The 13834-nt window shown below is 71.5% G+C and carries 11 protein-coding genes; 4 read left to right on the top strand and 7 right to left on the bottom strand.

Annotated features, from left to right (window positions below; translation table 11 throughout):
- Position 1: 1 nt before the first annotated feature.
- The 3 genes from ACIOJD_RS08265 to ACIOJD_RS08255 all read left to right on the top strand — a co-directional run bounded on the left by ACIOJD_RS08265 (position 2) and on the right by ACIOJD_RS08255 (position 4418).
- Positions 2–1462, top strand: coding sequence for a protein phosphatase 2C domain-containing protein (locus tag ACIOJD_RS08265; protein WP_401909749.1), 1461 nt, complete (start codon positions 2–4; stop codon positions 1460–1462).
- A gap of 159 nt (positions 1463–1621) precedes the next feature.
- A complete protein-coding gene (locus ACIOJD_RS08260) occupies positions 1622–2980 on the top strand; it encodes a VWA domain-containing protein (RefSeq protein WP_401909746.1) in 1359 nt (452 codons plus the stop codon).
- Positions 2981–3092: 112 nt separating this feature from the next.
- Positions 3093–4418: an FHA domain-containing protein gene (locus ACIOJD_RS08255; protein ID WP_401909743.1), complete on the top strand. Its 1326-nt coding sequence runs from the start codon at positions 3093–3095 to the stop codon at positions 4416–4418.
- A 45-nt stretch (positions 4419–4463) separates the two neighbouring features.
- Here the strand turns inward: ACIOJD_RS08255 and ACIOJD_RS08250 are convergent, their stop codons facing one another.
- Positions 4464–5525 carry a methyltransferase domain-containing protein gene (locus ACIOJD_RS08250; protein ID WP_401909742.1) on the bottom strand — a complete coding sequence of 354 codons (1062 nt, stop codon included), beginning with the start codon at positions 5523–5525 and terminating at the stop codon, positions 4464–4466.
- Between the two features lie 142 nt (positions 5526–5667).
- On the opposite strand from ACIOJD_RS08250, the gene ACIOJD_RS08245 reads away from it, so the two are divergent.
- Positions 5668–6072, top strand: coding sequence for a globin (locus tag ACIOJD_RS08245; RefSeq protein WP_401909739.1), 405 nt, complete (start codon positions 5668–5670; stop codon positions 6070–6072).
- A 59-nt stretch (positions 6073–6131) separates the two neighbouring features.
- Here the strand turns inward: ACIOJD_RS08245 and ACIOJD_RS08240 are convergent, their stop codons facing one another.
- The 6 genes from ACIOJD_RS08240 to ACIOJD_RS08215 form a co-directional block, all read right to left on the bottom strand.
- A complete protein-coding gene (locus ACIOJD_RS08240; RefSeq protein ID WP_401909736.1) occupies positions 6132–6827 on the bottom strand; it encodes a hypothetical protein in 696 nt (231 codons plus the stop codon).
- A complete protein-coding gene (locus ACIOJD_RS08235) occupies positions 6824–7255 on the bottom strand; it encodes an acyl-CoA thioesterase (RefSeq protein ID WP_401909734.1) in 432 nt (143 codons plus the stop codon). Before ACIOJD_RS08235 ends, ACIOJD_RS08240 begins: the two co-directional genes overlap by 4 nt.
- 1 nt (position 7256) lies before the next feature.
- Positions 7257–8921 carry an energy-dependent translational throttle protein EttA gene (gene ettA / locus ACIOJD_RS08230; RefSeq protein ID WP_401909731.1) on the bottom strand — a complete coding sequence of 555 codons (1665 nt, stop codon included), beginning with the start codon at positions 8919–8921 and terminating at the stop codon, positions 7257–7259.
- A gap of 398 nt (positions 8922–9319) precedes the next feature.
- Positions 9320–10756, bottom strand: a complete 1437-nt coding sequence (locus ACIOJD_RS08225) for a Cys-Gln thioester bond-forming surface protein (RefSeq protein WP_401909729.1) — start codon at positions 10754–10756, stop codon at positions 9320–9322.
- Positions 10757–11007: 251 nt separating this feature from the next.
- Positions 11008–11571 carry a single-stranded DNA-binding protein gene (locus tag ACIOJD_RS08220; RefSeq protein ID WP_401909727.1) on the bottom strand — a complete coding sequence of 188 codons (564 nt, stop codon included), beginning with the start codon at positions 11569–11571 and terminating at the stop codon, positions 11008–11010.
- A gap of 264 nt (positions 11572–11835) precedes the next feature.
- The gene (locus ACIOJD_RS08215) at positions 11836–13782 is read right to left on the bottom strand and encodes a GTPase (protein ID WP_401911632.1); all 1947 of its coding nucleotides are present in this window, start codon (positions 13780–13782) and stop codon (positions 11836–11838) included.
- Between the last annotated feature and the right edge of the window lie 52 nt (positions 13783–13834).

The following is a 13834-nucleotide window of genomic DNA, read 5'->3' as shown; positions in this document are numbered from 1 at the left end:
GATGTCCCAGATGCCCCATCCGGCCGCTCGGCCGGTCTGCCCCAGCTGCGAGGAACCGCTGGAGTCCGGCGACCTGTTCTGCGGGGCGTGCGGTCACGACCTGTCGGCTGTGCCGCCGCCTCCGGGCGACCACCCCACGCTCGTCATCAGCAACGCGCCGGACGGCGTTCCGGTCGCCGGTACGCCGTGGCCGACGGCCGCCGGGACGGACGGCACGGGCCCGGCCGCGGCCACGTACAGCGCGGAGGAGCTGCTGGAACTGGAGTCGAGCGGTTCACGACCGCCCGCGCATCCGGAGGACTACGAGCTGCCCGCGCCGTTGGCACCCGTACCGGGGGCTCCCGCAGGGGGTGTGCCGGCACCGGACGTGCCCGCGCCGGCCGCGCCGGTATCAAGCGCCGCCGCCGGTCCGGGCGCGACCGGTCCGGTCTCCGCCTCGGTTCCGGCCTGCGTCGAAGCGGCGGGCGACCCGGCCGGGGACCCGGTCGATCCGCGGACGGCAGATCCCGCGCTGACGGCCCCGCCCGGTTCCAAGGTGTGCGTGGCCTGCCGCGCGGGGCGCGTCGACAGGGACGGCTACTGCGAGAACTGCGGGCACGCCCAGCCGCGCGAGCGTGACCATATGGAGCAGGAGCTGGGCGCGGTGGCGGCGGTCAGCGACCGCGGGCTGCGTCATCACCGTAATGAGGACGCGTTCGCCGTGTCGTCCGCCGCCCTGCCGGACGGTTCGCCCGCCGTGGTCGCGGTCGTCTGCGACGGGGTGTCCTCCGCGACCCGCCCCGACGATGCCTCGGCCGCCGCCGCGTCCTCGGCGAACGAGTCCCTGCTGGGCGCGCTGGAGCGCGGTACGCATCCGCGGCAGGCGATGCACGACGCCATCGTGGTGGCCGCCGACGCGGTCAACTCCCTTGCCGTATCACCGCCCAGCGCGTTGGACCGCGACGCCCACCGCCATCAGAACGCCCCCGCGTGCACGATCGTCGGCGCGGTGGTGGCGAGCGGTCTGCTGACCGTCGGCTGGGTCGGCGACAGCCGTGTGTACTGGGTCCCCGACGACCGCGGCGGCCCGCCCGCCCGGCTCACCGAGGACGATTCCTGGGCCGCGCAGATGGTCGCGGCGGGGCTGATGAACGAGGCGCAGGCGTACGCGGACGAGCGGGCCCACGCCATCACGGGCTGGCTCGGCGCCGACGCGTACGAACTGGAGCCGCACACCGCGTCGTTCAAACCGGACCGCCCGGGGGTGGTGGTGGTCTGCACGGACGGCCTGTGGAACTACGCGGAGGGCGCGGACGAGATGGCCAGGGCGCTGCCCGCCGACGCCGCCGCACGGCCGCTGCACGCGGCCCAGGTGCTGGTCGGGCACGCGCTCGACGGCGGGGGCCACGACAACGTAACGGTGGCTGTACTGCCGTTCGCCGTGCCACCACGAGGGGCAGGATCCGCCTACAACACGGCGTGAGTCCCGCTCTGCCCGCTCTCGACCACTCATGTCCGCTTTATTTGCGGCCTTTTGGTCTTTCGACCCCTGAGCCTGGTGCCGCGCAGCCCCACGCGATGTCCCGGATTTCACTGTCTTTCACTTGTCTCTGCTACGTGGAGCGCCAAGGAGCCGATACGGATGGCGATTTTCTCGAAGTCGACGGTGCCGCAGTTCTCCGTCGACGTGTACCAGAACGCATACCTGCCCGAGGGCGGGCGCGAGGTCAACGCGATCGTCACGGTCACCTCGACAGGAGGCGGCACCACCGGCGGAGCACCACTGGCGGGAGCCTCGGCCACCCCCGCGTCCACTCCCGGACCGAGCCCGGACGCGGCCGTGGTGATCATGGTCGACTGTTCCGGGTCGATGGACTACCCGCCCACGAAGATGCGCAACGCGCGCGATGCCACGGCCGCGGCCATCGACACCCTGCGCGACGGAGTCGCCTTCGCGATCGTCGGCGGTACGCATGTGGCGAAGGAGGTCTTCCCGGGCAACGGCCGCCTGGCGGTGGCCGACGCGGGGTCCAGGGCGCAGGCCAAGGACGCGCTGCGCCGGCTCAGCGCCGGCGGGGGTACGGCGATCGGGACCTGGCTGCGGCTGACCGACCGGTTGCTGGCCTCGGCGGACGCCCCCATCAGGCACGGGATTCTGCTCACCGACGGCCGTAACGAGCATGAGTCGGCGGTGGACCTGAAGGCCACGCTGGACGCCGTCGCCGGCCGCTTCACCTGTGACGCCCGGGGCGTGGGAACGGACTGGGAGGTGAAAGAGGTCACCGGTGTCGCCTCCGCGCTGCTCGGGACCGCCGATATCGTCGCCGATCCGGCGGGCCTGGCCGGGGACTTCACGCGGATGATGGAGAACGCGATGGGCAAGGAGGTCGCGGACGTGGCGCTGCGACTGTGGACGCCGGTCGGGGCGGAGATCGCGTTCGTCAAGCAAGTGGCACCCACGGTCGAGGAGTTGACCGAGCGGCGCACGGAGGCGGCGCCACGCGCCGGGGACTACCCGACCGGCTCCTGGGGCGACGAGTCGCGCGACTACCACCTGTGCGTCAAGGTCCCCGAGGCCGGTATCGGCCAGGAGATGCTGGCCGCGCGCGTCTCGTTGATCCTTCCCGCACAGGGAGGCGGCTCTCCCGAGGTGCTGTCCCAGGGGCTGGTACGGGCCATGTGGACGGACGACATGGCGGCCTCCACCTCCATCAATCCCCAGGTCGCGCACTACACGGGGCAGGCCGAACTGGCCCAAGTCATCCAACAGGGGCTGGATGCGCGCAAGTCGGGAGATTTCGACAACGCGACCGCGAAACTGGGGCGAGCCGTACAGCTCGCCGCCTCCTCGGGGAACGCGGATACAGCGAAACTGCTTTCGAAGGTGGTGGACGTCGTCGACGCGGCGACGGGTACTGTGCGACTGAAGGCGAAGGTCGCGGACGCGGACGAGATGACTCTCGAGACGCGCTCGACCAAGACCGTTCGCGTCAAGAAGTAACGTCGAGAACAGCGACCGGCAGGGCAGTGGCCAGCACGGCGGCGACCCGTACCGGAGCGACAGCGGTGAGCAACGGCCTGCGGGCCGGATGAGGAGAGGGGGAAGCGCCGACATGCCGACCTGCCCGAACGGACACCAGTCGGGTTCCGAAGACTGGTGCGAGGTCTGCGGACATCGCATGGCCGGACCAGGCGCTCCCGCGGGGGCCGTACCGCCACCGCCACCGCCACCACCCGCGCCTGGTTACGGCTACCCGCCCGGTCCCGGCCAGGGGCACGGACCGGGCCCCGGTCAAGGCCCCGGTCCCGGCTTCGACACCACCGAGCAGGCCCAGCTGTGCCCGCAGTGCCGCACCCCGCGCGAGCCGATGGCTCCGTTCTGCGAGGAGTGCCGCTGGAACTTCCTCACGAACACGGCGACGTCGTACACACCGCTGGCGCCACAGCATCAAGCGGGACCGGGCGGTCCCGGTCAGGGTCCCGGTGGTCCCGGTGGTCCCGGTGGTCCCGGTCAGGCTCCGGGGCTGAATCTGCCGCCGGGCTTCCAGTCCCAGCCCGGACCGCCCCAGCCTGGTCCGCTCCAGCCCGGACCGCCCCAGCCGGGGCCCCACCAGCAGGCGCCGCATCAGCCTGGGCCGCCCGCGCCGCCCGACGCGTTCGACTACCAGAGTTCGCGTCCCTCGCAGCTGAACCGGCCCGCCGAGTCGCTGTCGCCCGAGCAGCCCGCGCCTCCGATGCCGCCGTCACCACACGGCCGGCACCAGCAAGGGCCGCACCAGCAGGGACCGCCGCCCCCGCCGCCGTATCAGCACCAGGGCCCGCCGCCCCCGCCGGTCTTCCAGCAGCAGTCCGCCGCGCCGCCGGCTCCTCCGCAGCAGCAGAGGCCCGGGGCCGGTGAGGACGACTGGATGCTGCCGCCGCCCTCGCACGCCCAGGGGCCGCAGACACCACAGCCTCCGCAGGCGCAGCAGGCTCCTTCGCAGCAGGGGCCGCCCCAGCAGCAGGACCCGATGGGGCAGTATCAGCAGGCGCCCACGAGCTGGACGGCCGTCATCGGTCCCGACCGTGACTACTTCATGGCGATGATGCAGCGCAGCGGCCCCGAGGCGACCGGGCTGAATCTGCCGGCCTTCTCCCCGGAGCAGCACCTTCCGCTCGTCGGGAACCAGATCACCATCGGCCGTCGCAGGCACTCCACCGGCGAGTCCCCCGACATCGATCTGTCGGTCCCGCCGGAGGACCCGGGCGTCTCGCACCAGCACGCGGTCCTGGTCCAGCAGCCGGACGGCAGCTGGGCCGTGGTCGACCAGAACTCCACCAACGGCACCACGCTCAACGGCGCCGAGGACCCGATAAAGCCCTATATCCCCGTCCCGCTCAACGACGGTGACCGGGTGCATGTCGGAGCCTGGACGACGATCGCGATCCGCCGGGGCTGAGCCGTCGGGCCGGGTGGCGCCTCGGCGCCGCCCGGCGGACCGGACTCAGGGGCCGCTGAGCGGCCAGACGTACGGCCCCGCCGGGTCGTCCAGCCAGGCCCACTGCCCGTCGCCGGTCACGGTGATGCCGAACCGTTCCCGCCCGGGGCGCCGCTCCCGCTCCCACAGGGAGAGCGCCTCGTGCGGGTCCAGGCTGCCCGCCGTCAGCGCCAGCAGAAAGCGGAAGAGGTCGTTCTCGATCGTGCGCCTCGGCAGCCCGCCGAGGGGCCGGTGCGCCATCGGCCCGCCGCCGGACGCACCAGGAGCCACGGGTGTACCGCGCAATGGTACGAAGTAGGCGGCGGTGTGCAGAAAATGCCCCTCCGCGTAACGGCGGCGATGGACTCCGCCCGCCCCACCGTTTCCGTCCGCCCCGCCGTCCCCGACCCGCAGCGCGATCAGCCCGGTGGCGAACGGGGCCAGGATCCGCGCCCCCGGCAGGCACTGCGCCAGCCAGGCCGTCGGCACCGACGGCAGGGTGCAGGTCGCGATGATCCGGTCGTACGGAGCCCGCTCCGGGCATCCGCGCGCCCCGTCGCCGGTCACGACGGCGGGCCGGTAGCCGGCCGCCGCGAGATGGGTACGGGCGGACTCCGTGATCTCCGGGTCCAGATCAACGGTGGTGACCTGCGCGTCCCCCAGCCGGTGGGCGAGCAGGGCGGCGTTGTAGCCGGTGCCCGCGCCGATCTCCAGGACCCGGTCCCCGTCCCGTACGTCCAGTTCCTCCAGCATGCGGGCCATCAGGGAGGGCTGGCTGCTGGACGAGATCAGCTCACCGTCGCGTACCCGGGTCGCGAGCGGCCCGTCCGCGTACGCGCCCTTCAGCCAGCGGCGCTGCCGCACGGGGTCCGGGTCCCCGCTCCACAGCCGTTCGTAACCGCCGGGGCGGCTGACGAAGTAGTACGGCACGAACACATGGCGCGGCACCTCCTCGAACGCCGCCCGCCAGGCCGGATCGTCCAGTGCCCCGCCCGCCACGATGTCCCGCACCAGCACGGCGCGCGCCTCGGCGGCGGTCGCGTCGTCCGGGCCGTACTCGTCCTCACGGTGTGCACGGTGTGCGCCCATGCCTCCACTGTCCTGGGTGAGCGGCCAGGAAGCGAGTGGGCCTCGCGCCCCGGAATCCACCGGAGTCCGCCCGGAATCCGGGAGTCCGGGGGGAAGTCCTAGGACCGATGTACTCGGCCGACGCGTCTGAGACCATGGACGGGTGAAAGAGATTCCGCGCGGCACGCTTCAGGAGCAGACCTTCTACGAGCAGGTCGGCGGCGAGGAGACCTTCCGGCGCCTGGTCCGCACCTTCTACCAGGGGGTCGCGGAGGACCCGCTGCTGCGTCCGATGTACCCGGAGGAGGATCTGGGCCCCGCCGAGGAGCGCCTGGCGCTCTTCCTGATGCAGTACTGGGGCGGTCCCCGCACCTACAGCGACAACCGCGGTCATCCCCGGCTGCGGATGCGCCACGCGCCGTTCACGGTCGACAGCGCCGCGCACGACGCCTGGCTGAAGCACATGCGGGTGGCCGTCGACGAACTGGAGCTGTCCGAGGAGCACGAGCGGCAGCTGTGGAGCTACCTCACCTACGCCGCCGCCTCGATGGTGAACACCGCGGGCTGACGACACCGGAAAGGTCTCCCCTTCCCGCCCGTACGCCACAGGCCGGACTCGGGCCGGCCTCAGGCCGGGGTGACCGTGAGTCTGCCGAGTCCCGCGTGCCGTACCGCGATCGAGCCGTACGGCGTACGGAGCCGGAGCCAGTTGCCGGACGCGAGCAGCGCCACCGGCTCCTCGGGCGCGGCGGCGGCCGGCACCATCGCCCGCACCGGGCGCAGGAAACCCAGCGACTGCGCCGCGTGCGCGGCCCGCAGCGGGAGACGGGTGTCGCCGAGCGTGCGCGACCAGATCTCGCGGCCGATACGGTCGCGCTCCGCGCGCGTACGTGTCTCGGGCGTCAACTGTTCGTCCCGGGCCCGGAATTCGGCGACCGCGGCGGCCAGCGCGCCCCGGATGGCCTCCTCGCCGGGCAGCCCCGCCACCTGCTGCCAGCCTCCGCGCGGCGGCAGCATCCCGGCCCATGGCGGGCCGGTGACGGCCGCCGGGACCACCGCGCTGCCCGCGGACTCGTCGAGGGATTCGAGGAGTTCGCCGGCGGAGACGGTGACATCCAGCTCGTACGGGGCGGCCAGCCTGGCCGTGCGGATGGCCAGCACCTCGAAGGACACCGGCCGGCCGAACACCGCGAGCGCGCCGCCGCCGGCCTGGAGCCGGACGGCGGCGGCACGGTCGTAGTGGATCAGCCGGGCGAGGAAGGCGCCGAGGTCGGCCGCCTCCCGCGCGTCGGCGAACTCCAGTGTCTGGACCGGTGCTGTCATGCGGCGAGAGCACCCTTGTCGTCATCGTCCACGTACCGCAGGAGATACGACTTCTCCTCCGCGGTGATCCGCCGGGGCCGCGCCGCCTCCAGGTCGTACGGGACGACGACCGTCGAGGCCCGCACGTACACCTGGTCCGCGTCCTTGATCTCGTACGCGATGGTCAGCGACGCGGCGTTGATCTTCGTCACCCACGACTCGATGGTGACCGGCTCGTGCCGGTGCAGCAAAGGCCGCTTGTAGTCGATCTCGTGCCGGGCGACGACGGAACCGCCGGAGAAGGACGGCGAGCCGTCCCCCGGCGCCAGCCGGAACATGAAGTCGATCCGGGCCTCCTCCAGATAACTGATGAAGACCGCGTTGTTGACATGCCCGAAGGCATCCATGTCCGACCAGCGCAGAGGACAGCTGTAGATATGCCGGCTCATCTCAGCCCCGCGTGAGCTTCTTGTAGGTGGCGCGGTGCGGGCGGGCGGCGTCCGCGCCGAGTCGCTCGATCTTGTTCTTCTCGTACGACTCGAAGTTGCCCTCGAACCAGAACCACCGGGAGTCGCCCTCGTACGCCAGGATGTGCGTGGCGACCCGGTCGAGGAACCACCGGTCGTGGGAGACGACCACGGCCGCACCGGGGAACTCCAGCAGCGCGTTCTCCAGCGACGACAGGGTCTCGACGTCGAGGTCGTTGGTCGGTTCGTCGAGGAGCAGCAGGTTGCCGCCCTGCTTGAGGGTCAGCGCCAGGTTGAGGCGGTTGCGCTCACCGCCGGAGAGCACCCCGGCCGGCTTCTGCTGGTCCGGTCCCTTGAAACCGAAGGCGGAGACGTAGGCGCGCGAGGGCATTTCGACCTGGCCGACGTTGATGTAGTCGAGCTCGTCGGAGACGACCGCCCACAGCGTCTTCTTCGGGTCGATGTTCCCGCGCGACTGGTCGACATAGCTGATCTTGACGGTGTCGCCGACCTTGATGGTGCCGGAGTCCGGCTCCTCGAAGCCCTGGATCATCTTGAACAGCGTGGTCTTGCCCGCGCCGTTCGGGCCGATGACGCCGACGATGCCGTTGCGCGGGAGGGTGAACGACAGGTCGTCGATGAGGACCTTGTCGCCGAACGCCTTGGAGAGGTTCTCGACCTCGACGACGATGCTGCCGAGACGCGGGCCCGGCGGGATCTGGATCTCCTCGAAGTCCAGCTTCCGCATCTTGTCGGCCTCGGCGGCCATCTCCTCGTAACGGGCCAGCCTGGACTTGGACTTGGCCTGCCGCCCCTTCGCGTTGGAGCGGACCCACTCGAGTTCTTCCTTGAGCCTCTTCGCCCGCTTGGCGTCCTTGTGGCCCTCGACCTTGAGACGGGCCTGCTTGGTCTCCAGGTACTTGGAGTAGTTGCCCTCGTAGCCATGGAGACGGCCGCGGTCGACCTCGCAGATCCAGCCGGCGACGTTGTCGAGGAAGTACCGGTCGTGGGTGACGGCGACGATGGTGCCGGGGTACTTGGCGAGGTGCTGCTCCAGCCACTGCACGGACTCGGCGTCCAGGTGGTTGGTGGGCTCGTCGAGGAGCAGCAGGTCGGGCGCTTCGAGCAGCAGCTTGCAGAGCGCGACGCGACGGCGCTCACCGCCGGAGAGGTTGGTGACGGCCCAGTCGCCGGGCGGGCAGCCGAGCGCGTCCATGGCCTGTTCGAGCTGGGTGTCCAGGTCCCACGCGTTGGCGTGGTCGAGGTCTTCCTGGAGCTTGCCCATCTCCTCCATGAGGGCGTCGGAGTAGTCCGTCGCCATCAGCTCGGCCACTTCGTTGAAGCGGTGGAGCTTGCCCATGATCTCGGCGGCGCCGTCCTGGACGTTCTGCAGCACGGTCTTGGACTCGTCCAGCGGCGGCTCCTGGAGGAGCATGCCCACCGTGTACCCCGGGGACAGGAACGCGTCGCCGTTGGACGGCTGTTCCAGACCGGCCATGATCTTCAGAATGGTGGACTTTCCGGCGCCGTTGGGTCCCACCACACCGATCTTCGCGCCCGGCAAGAAGCTCTGCGTCACATCATCGAGGATGACCTTGTCGCCGTGCGCCTTACGCGCCTTGCGCATCGTGTAGATGTACTCAGCCAAGAGAAACCGTCCGGCAGATCGAGAAGGGCCAATGTGCGGCTCCGCCGCGTGAGGGCAGATACACCCCATCTTGCCTGACGTCCACCCCCCGATGGAAACCAGTACCGCTCCCCGGACCGCTCCTCCCCCTCCGCTCTCCAACCGCTCCGTGATTGCTCCGCGACTCCTTCACGGACGTCCCCGCGCGGCCCACGGCCGCGCTCGCCGGAACGCTCCCAGGTCAGGGCCGTGGGGCAGTTCTTCGAGAGCCGTACGACGGCCGCGCGCCGGTGGTACGGCGGCCGTACGGCCGTGGCCCCCGCACGCTTCCACATGCCGGGGGCCACGGCGCACTCGGTGTCACACAGCGCGCGGGGTCACTCACCCACTGTCCGTGACGCGTGGCGTCACGGGTCGGGTCACGGGGCCTCGGGAGCCGAGGAGTCCTCCGGGGCTTCGGGGGTCTGCTTCTTACGGACGAGGAACACCGCGGCGCCACCGAGCACCACGAGCGCGATCGCGACGCCCGCGATCATCGGGGTGGCGCTGGAGGAACCGGTCGCGGCGAGGTTGTCCGTGGCTCCCTCGGACGAACCGCCGGCCGCGGCGGGGAGGGGCCGCGAGGAGGCCTGCTGGGTCACCGGTCCCGCGTCGCTGGTGGTCACGCAGTCCAGGACGCCCTTGAAGTTCTGCGTGAACCCGGCGGCCGTGACCGTGAAGTCGTATGCCTCGTCCTCGCCGACGGGGACGGTGAAGGTCTCGGACCCGCCCGCCGCGACCGAGTGCTCGGTGCCGGCCAGGTCGAACGTGAACGGCTCGTCGCCCCGGTTGGTGGCGGTGACGTCGACGCCGCCCTCGGCGCAGTTCTTCTCGGCGGTGATCGCGGGTATCGCGCCCTGCTTCGCCCAGTTCGCGGTCGCCGTCGAGGAGACCGTGGAGTCGCTGGACCCGGCCAGGATCTGCGTCTGGCTCTTGGTCACCCCGGCGAACGCGCGGCCGACCGGCACGGATGTGGTGGCCTGCACGCCGAGCGAGGCCGTGCCGCTGGAGGCGCCTTCCGGGACGTCGAAGTACAACTCGGTGCCGTTGACGGCGGAGCTGACCGGTGTCCCTTCCTTGTCGGTGATCCTGATACCGCTGGCGGCCGCGTCGGCGGGCGGCGTGACCGTGACGCCGGCGGCGTCGGTGCGGACCGTGACGGGACCGAGCTTCTCGCCGGCCCTGCCGGAGACCGCACCGGGCTCCAGGGTGAGCGAGGCCCTGGGCTCCGCGCTGGTCCGGGCGCTCTTCTCCAGCCAGTCGGCGAGCTTCTCGGCCTGCGGGTCCGTCGCGTCGACGTCGACGCCGTCGGAGTAACGCCAGATCGCCACCTGGGTGCCGGCCGCGGCGGTCTTCTCGGTGAGCGCTCCGGTGCCCGCGCTCCTGGCCAGGTCCGAGAGGTTGTCGATCTGCGGGTAGGAGCGCTCCAGGATCCAGCGGATCTTGCCGGCGTTCCGGTTGGCGCCGAGCGAGGTCTGGTCCCAGGGGGTCTCCTGGTAGGTCGCCTGGTCCTGCGTCGGGTTGTGGATGTCGATGCAGTACGTCTTGAGACTGCCGCCGCCGTCCACGGTCATCTCGAACAGTCCGGCGGGCAGTTGCTGGTCTCCGCCGTCCGCGTGCAGCACGGCGCCGTCGTAGGTCCTCAGGCCGTCCAGGGTGGCGGTGGCGCCGCCCTGGTGCTGGGGGACCTCGTCCGCGACGGCCGCGCCGCCGCCCGCCAGAGAGCCCATCGCCACCAGAGCCGAGACCACCGCAGCGGCGCCGAGCCGGGCGGCGCCCCGCCTCCGCACCAGTGACGCAGATATCGCAGAAAACACAGAATTCCCCTTCGAGCAAGGCCTTCTCGCGTGTGAACGCATCGGGGGATGCCTCGCCGGCAGACTCAAGCGCCCCGTAAGTACTGGGAATACTAAGGAAGGCGAGAACCGCCGAAGCTCGCCCCGGCGCTCAGCCAACCGTTCCGAATCGGAATCGTTACCGACCCTCCCGCGAGACTCCGGAATGGGACTGGGAATATCGACAAATCTCCACAACTTCCGCCCAGGGCGGGACAGTCCGCTCCGGTGGATCATGCCAGACCTCCTGCGGCCGCGTCGGCTCCGGCACCCACCGATGTCGCCGCCGGGCCGGGAGACCGCGACGCCCCTTCACCCGCCCCTCGGACCGACTCATGGGCCGGTTCACGGACCGGTTCCCGGCTTCCCGGACCTCTCTCCTGGCCCCACCCCTGGCCCTGTGTCGCACCGACGTGACGCTCCGTCAATGACGGAGTCGCCCTGGCCACACGCCTGAAGGCCGACGTCCCGCGTGTCAGGTCGTGGCCGACCGCGACCGCGTCGATCTCGACGGACGTCCTGCGCTGTCCGTCCCGCTCGTCCTCGCGCACCCGCAGCCGGCCATGCACCACGAGCGGCTCACCGACGGAGACCGAAGCGGCCAGATTCTGCCCCAGCGTCCGCCACGCCCACACCGTGTAGAAGCTCGTCGGCCCGTCCGTCCAGACGCTCCGCTGCCGGTCCCAGCGACGCGAGGTCACCGCGAACCGGAACCTCGCCGCACCCCCCGTGACCGACTCCCTGAATTCCACACCCGTTGCGACATTGCCCACCAGGGTCACCACGGTGTCGTTCATAACTCCCCCTCCCGGTCCGCTGCATTGACTGAATCCATGCTGGACCGGACGGAAAGAATCTGCTGACGCCTGTGGATTACCTGTCAGTTGTGGAAAACCCCGTCACCCGATCGTGAGGGTATGCCTCCCCCAATTCCTCCGTAAGCAGCTCACACCCGTTCACGACAACTCGCCCCGGGACAAGCCCGATTGCTCCTCGCCGACCCGATCGCCCGCTCCTCCGATCGCCCGCTCCCCCGCTCGTACACTCACCCCCTCGCCCGATCACGGCGTCGCGCCCGAGACCGTCACGTACTGCTCCCGCACCTCCCGGTAGCGCATCAGCTCCGCCGAGATCGGATCCAGCACCCGCGCCCGCCCGCAGCCCGCCGCCGCCTCGCGCAGCCGTCGCTCGGCGTCCTGCCCGTACCGCCGCGCGGGCCCTCTGGCCGCCGCGCCGCAGGCCCACTCCACGAACGGCCCGCCGATGATCCCGGCGAGCATGACCAGCACGGGCGGGAGCAGCCCCGGTTCCAGTACGCCGAGGATCTGCCCCATCAGCCAGAGCGCCCCGTAGAACTGAAGCAGCGTCATGGACGCCTGCGCCAGGACGGCCGCCGGCCACCAGGCGGGCCGCGGCGGCCGGCCGCTCGGCACTCCCGCCGTCACCGCCAGCGCGTCCAGCGCCTCGGGGAGCCCCTCCGCGCCCCGTAGCGCCGCCTCGCGCACGGAGTGCGCCCACGGCGCGGGCAGCCCGGCGGACGCGTCCTCCGCCACCGTACGCACGGCCTGTTCGACCCGCTGCCGTGCCGTCAGCTCCTCCTCCACGATCTCCGGGGCCTGCGGCAGCTCCCCGCCCGGCGTCCGCTTGCTCTCGTACCAGCGCCACAGCCGCAGCCACGGTGTCCCGCACGCGCGCCCGGCGTTCCTGCTCCACTCCCGCTCGGCCGCCTCGCCCGCGGCCACCGCGCCGACCGCCCAGGCCAGCCGGTCCACGAACTGCTCGCGGGAGCGCTCGCCCAGCCCCGCGCGCCCCTCGGCGACATACGCCGAGCGCAGCCGCCCGGCCGCCGCGTCCACATCGGCGGAGAGCCGCCGGGCGGCGGCGTTCCGGTCCTGCACCAACAGTCCGAGCAGCTCGCGCAGTTCCCCCACGCCCTGCCCGGAGAGCGCGGAGAGCGCCAGCACGGTGGCGCCCGGCTCGCCGTGCTCCCCCAGGGCCATTCCGTCCTCGTCGAGCAGTCGGCGCAGATCGTCCAGCACCTGGTCGGTGGCGTCGCCGGGGAGCCGGTCGATCTGGTTGAGCACGACGAAGGTGATCTCCGCGTATCCGGCGAGCGGCCGCAGATAGCGCTCGTGCAGGGCCGCGTCCGCGTACTTCTCGGGGTCCACGACCCAGATCACCGCGTCCACGAGCCCGAGCACCCGGTCCACCTGGTCACGGTGGACGACGAGCGCGGAGTCGTGGTCGGGAAGATCGACCAGGACGAGGCCGTGCAGTTCCTCGTCGCCGTCGCCGCCCGCCAGCGGCCTGCGGCGCAGCCGCCCCGGGATGGCGAGCCTGTCGAGCAGCCCCGCCGCGCCGTCCGTCCAGGTACAGGCGATGGGGGCGGACGTCGTCGGCCTGCGCAGGCCGGTCTCGGAGATCGGCACCCCGGCCAGGGCGTTGAACAGGGTCGATTTCCCGCTGCCCGTCGCGCCCGCGATGGCGACGACGGTGTGCCGCGACGACAGCCGCTGACGGGCGGACGCCTCGTCCAGTACGCGCCCGGCCTCGGCCAGAACTGATCCCTCGACCCGGGTCCTCGACAGCCCCACCAGCTCGCCCAGCGCGTCGAGGCGTACCCGCAGCGGCCCCCGGTACGGGCCACCGATGGGTGTGTGCGCCCCGCGCTCGCCGGGGGCGGCCACAATGCCCTCCTGTGCGCCGGTGAGACCGTTCAGGCTCACCAGGCCGTCCAGACCGCCCCCCAGGCCGTCGAATCCGTCCGTAGCGCCGTCCAGGGCATCCTTCTCACGGCCTCGCCGGGCGATCAGCCCGTCGTCCCAGTTGCCGGCGGGGTCGTCGTCACCGGGAGCCCCGATCGCCCCGGCCTCCACAGCCTTTTCGATCATGCCGGCCTCCGCCCTACCACCAGAGGCATCAGTACCACCAGCATCATTCGCGCCACCTGCGTCACCACCGCCACCAGCACCTTTGATCTTGTCCAGCACGGAAATCCTGCCCGGCACGGAAATCCTGCCCGGCACGGAAATCCTGTCCGGCACGGAAATCCTGTCCGGC

The sequence above is a fragment of the Streptomyces sp. NPDC088116 genome, assembly GCF_044741745.1.
Taxonomy (GTDB): Bacteria; Actinomycetota; Actinomycetes; order Streptomycetales; family Streptomycetaceae; genus Streptomyces.
The sequence above is the reverse complement of the archived record's forward strand: the minus strand, read 5'-3'. Positions and strand labels throughout refer to the sequence as shown.

Coding starts and splice junctions, on each gene's coding strand:
- ACIOJD_RS08265 (WP_401909749.1), top strand. CDS start 2: ATGTCCCAGATGCCCCATCCGGCCGCTCGGCCGGTCTGCCCCAGCTGC.
- ACIOJD_RS08260 (WP_401909746.1), top strand. CDS start 1,622: ATGGCGATTTTCTCGAAGTCGACGGTGCCGCAGTTCTCCGTCGACGTG.
- ACIOJD_RS08255 (WP_401909743.1), top strand. CDS start 3,093: ATGCCGACCTGCCCGAACGGACACCAGTCGGGTTCCGAAGACTGGTGC.
- ACIOJD_RS08250 (WP_401909742.1), bottom strand. CDS start 5,525: ATGGGCGCACACCGTGCACACCGTGAGGACGAGTACGGCCCGGACGAC.
- ACIOJD_RS08240 (WP_401909736.1), bottom strand. CDS start 6,827: ATGACAGCACCGGTCCAGACACTGGAGTTCGCCGACGCGCGGGAGGCG.
- ACIOJD_RS08235 (WP_401909734.1), bottom strand. CDS start 7,255: ATGAGCCGGCATATCTACAGCTGTCCTCTGCGCTGGTCGGACATGGAT.
- ACIOJD_RS08220 (WP_401909727.1), bottom strand. CDS start 11,571: ATGAACGACACCGTGGTGACCCTGGTGGGCAATGTCGCAACGGGTGTG.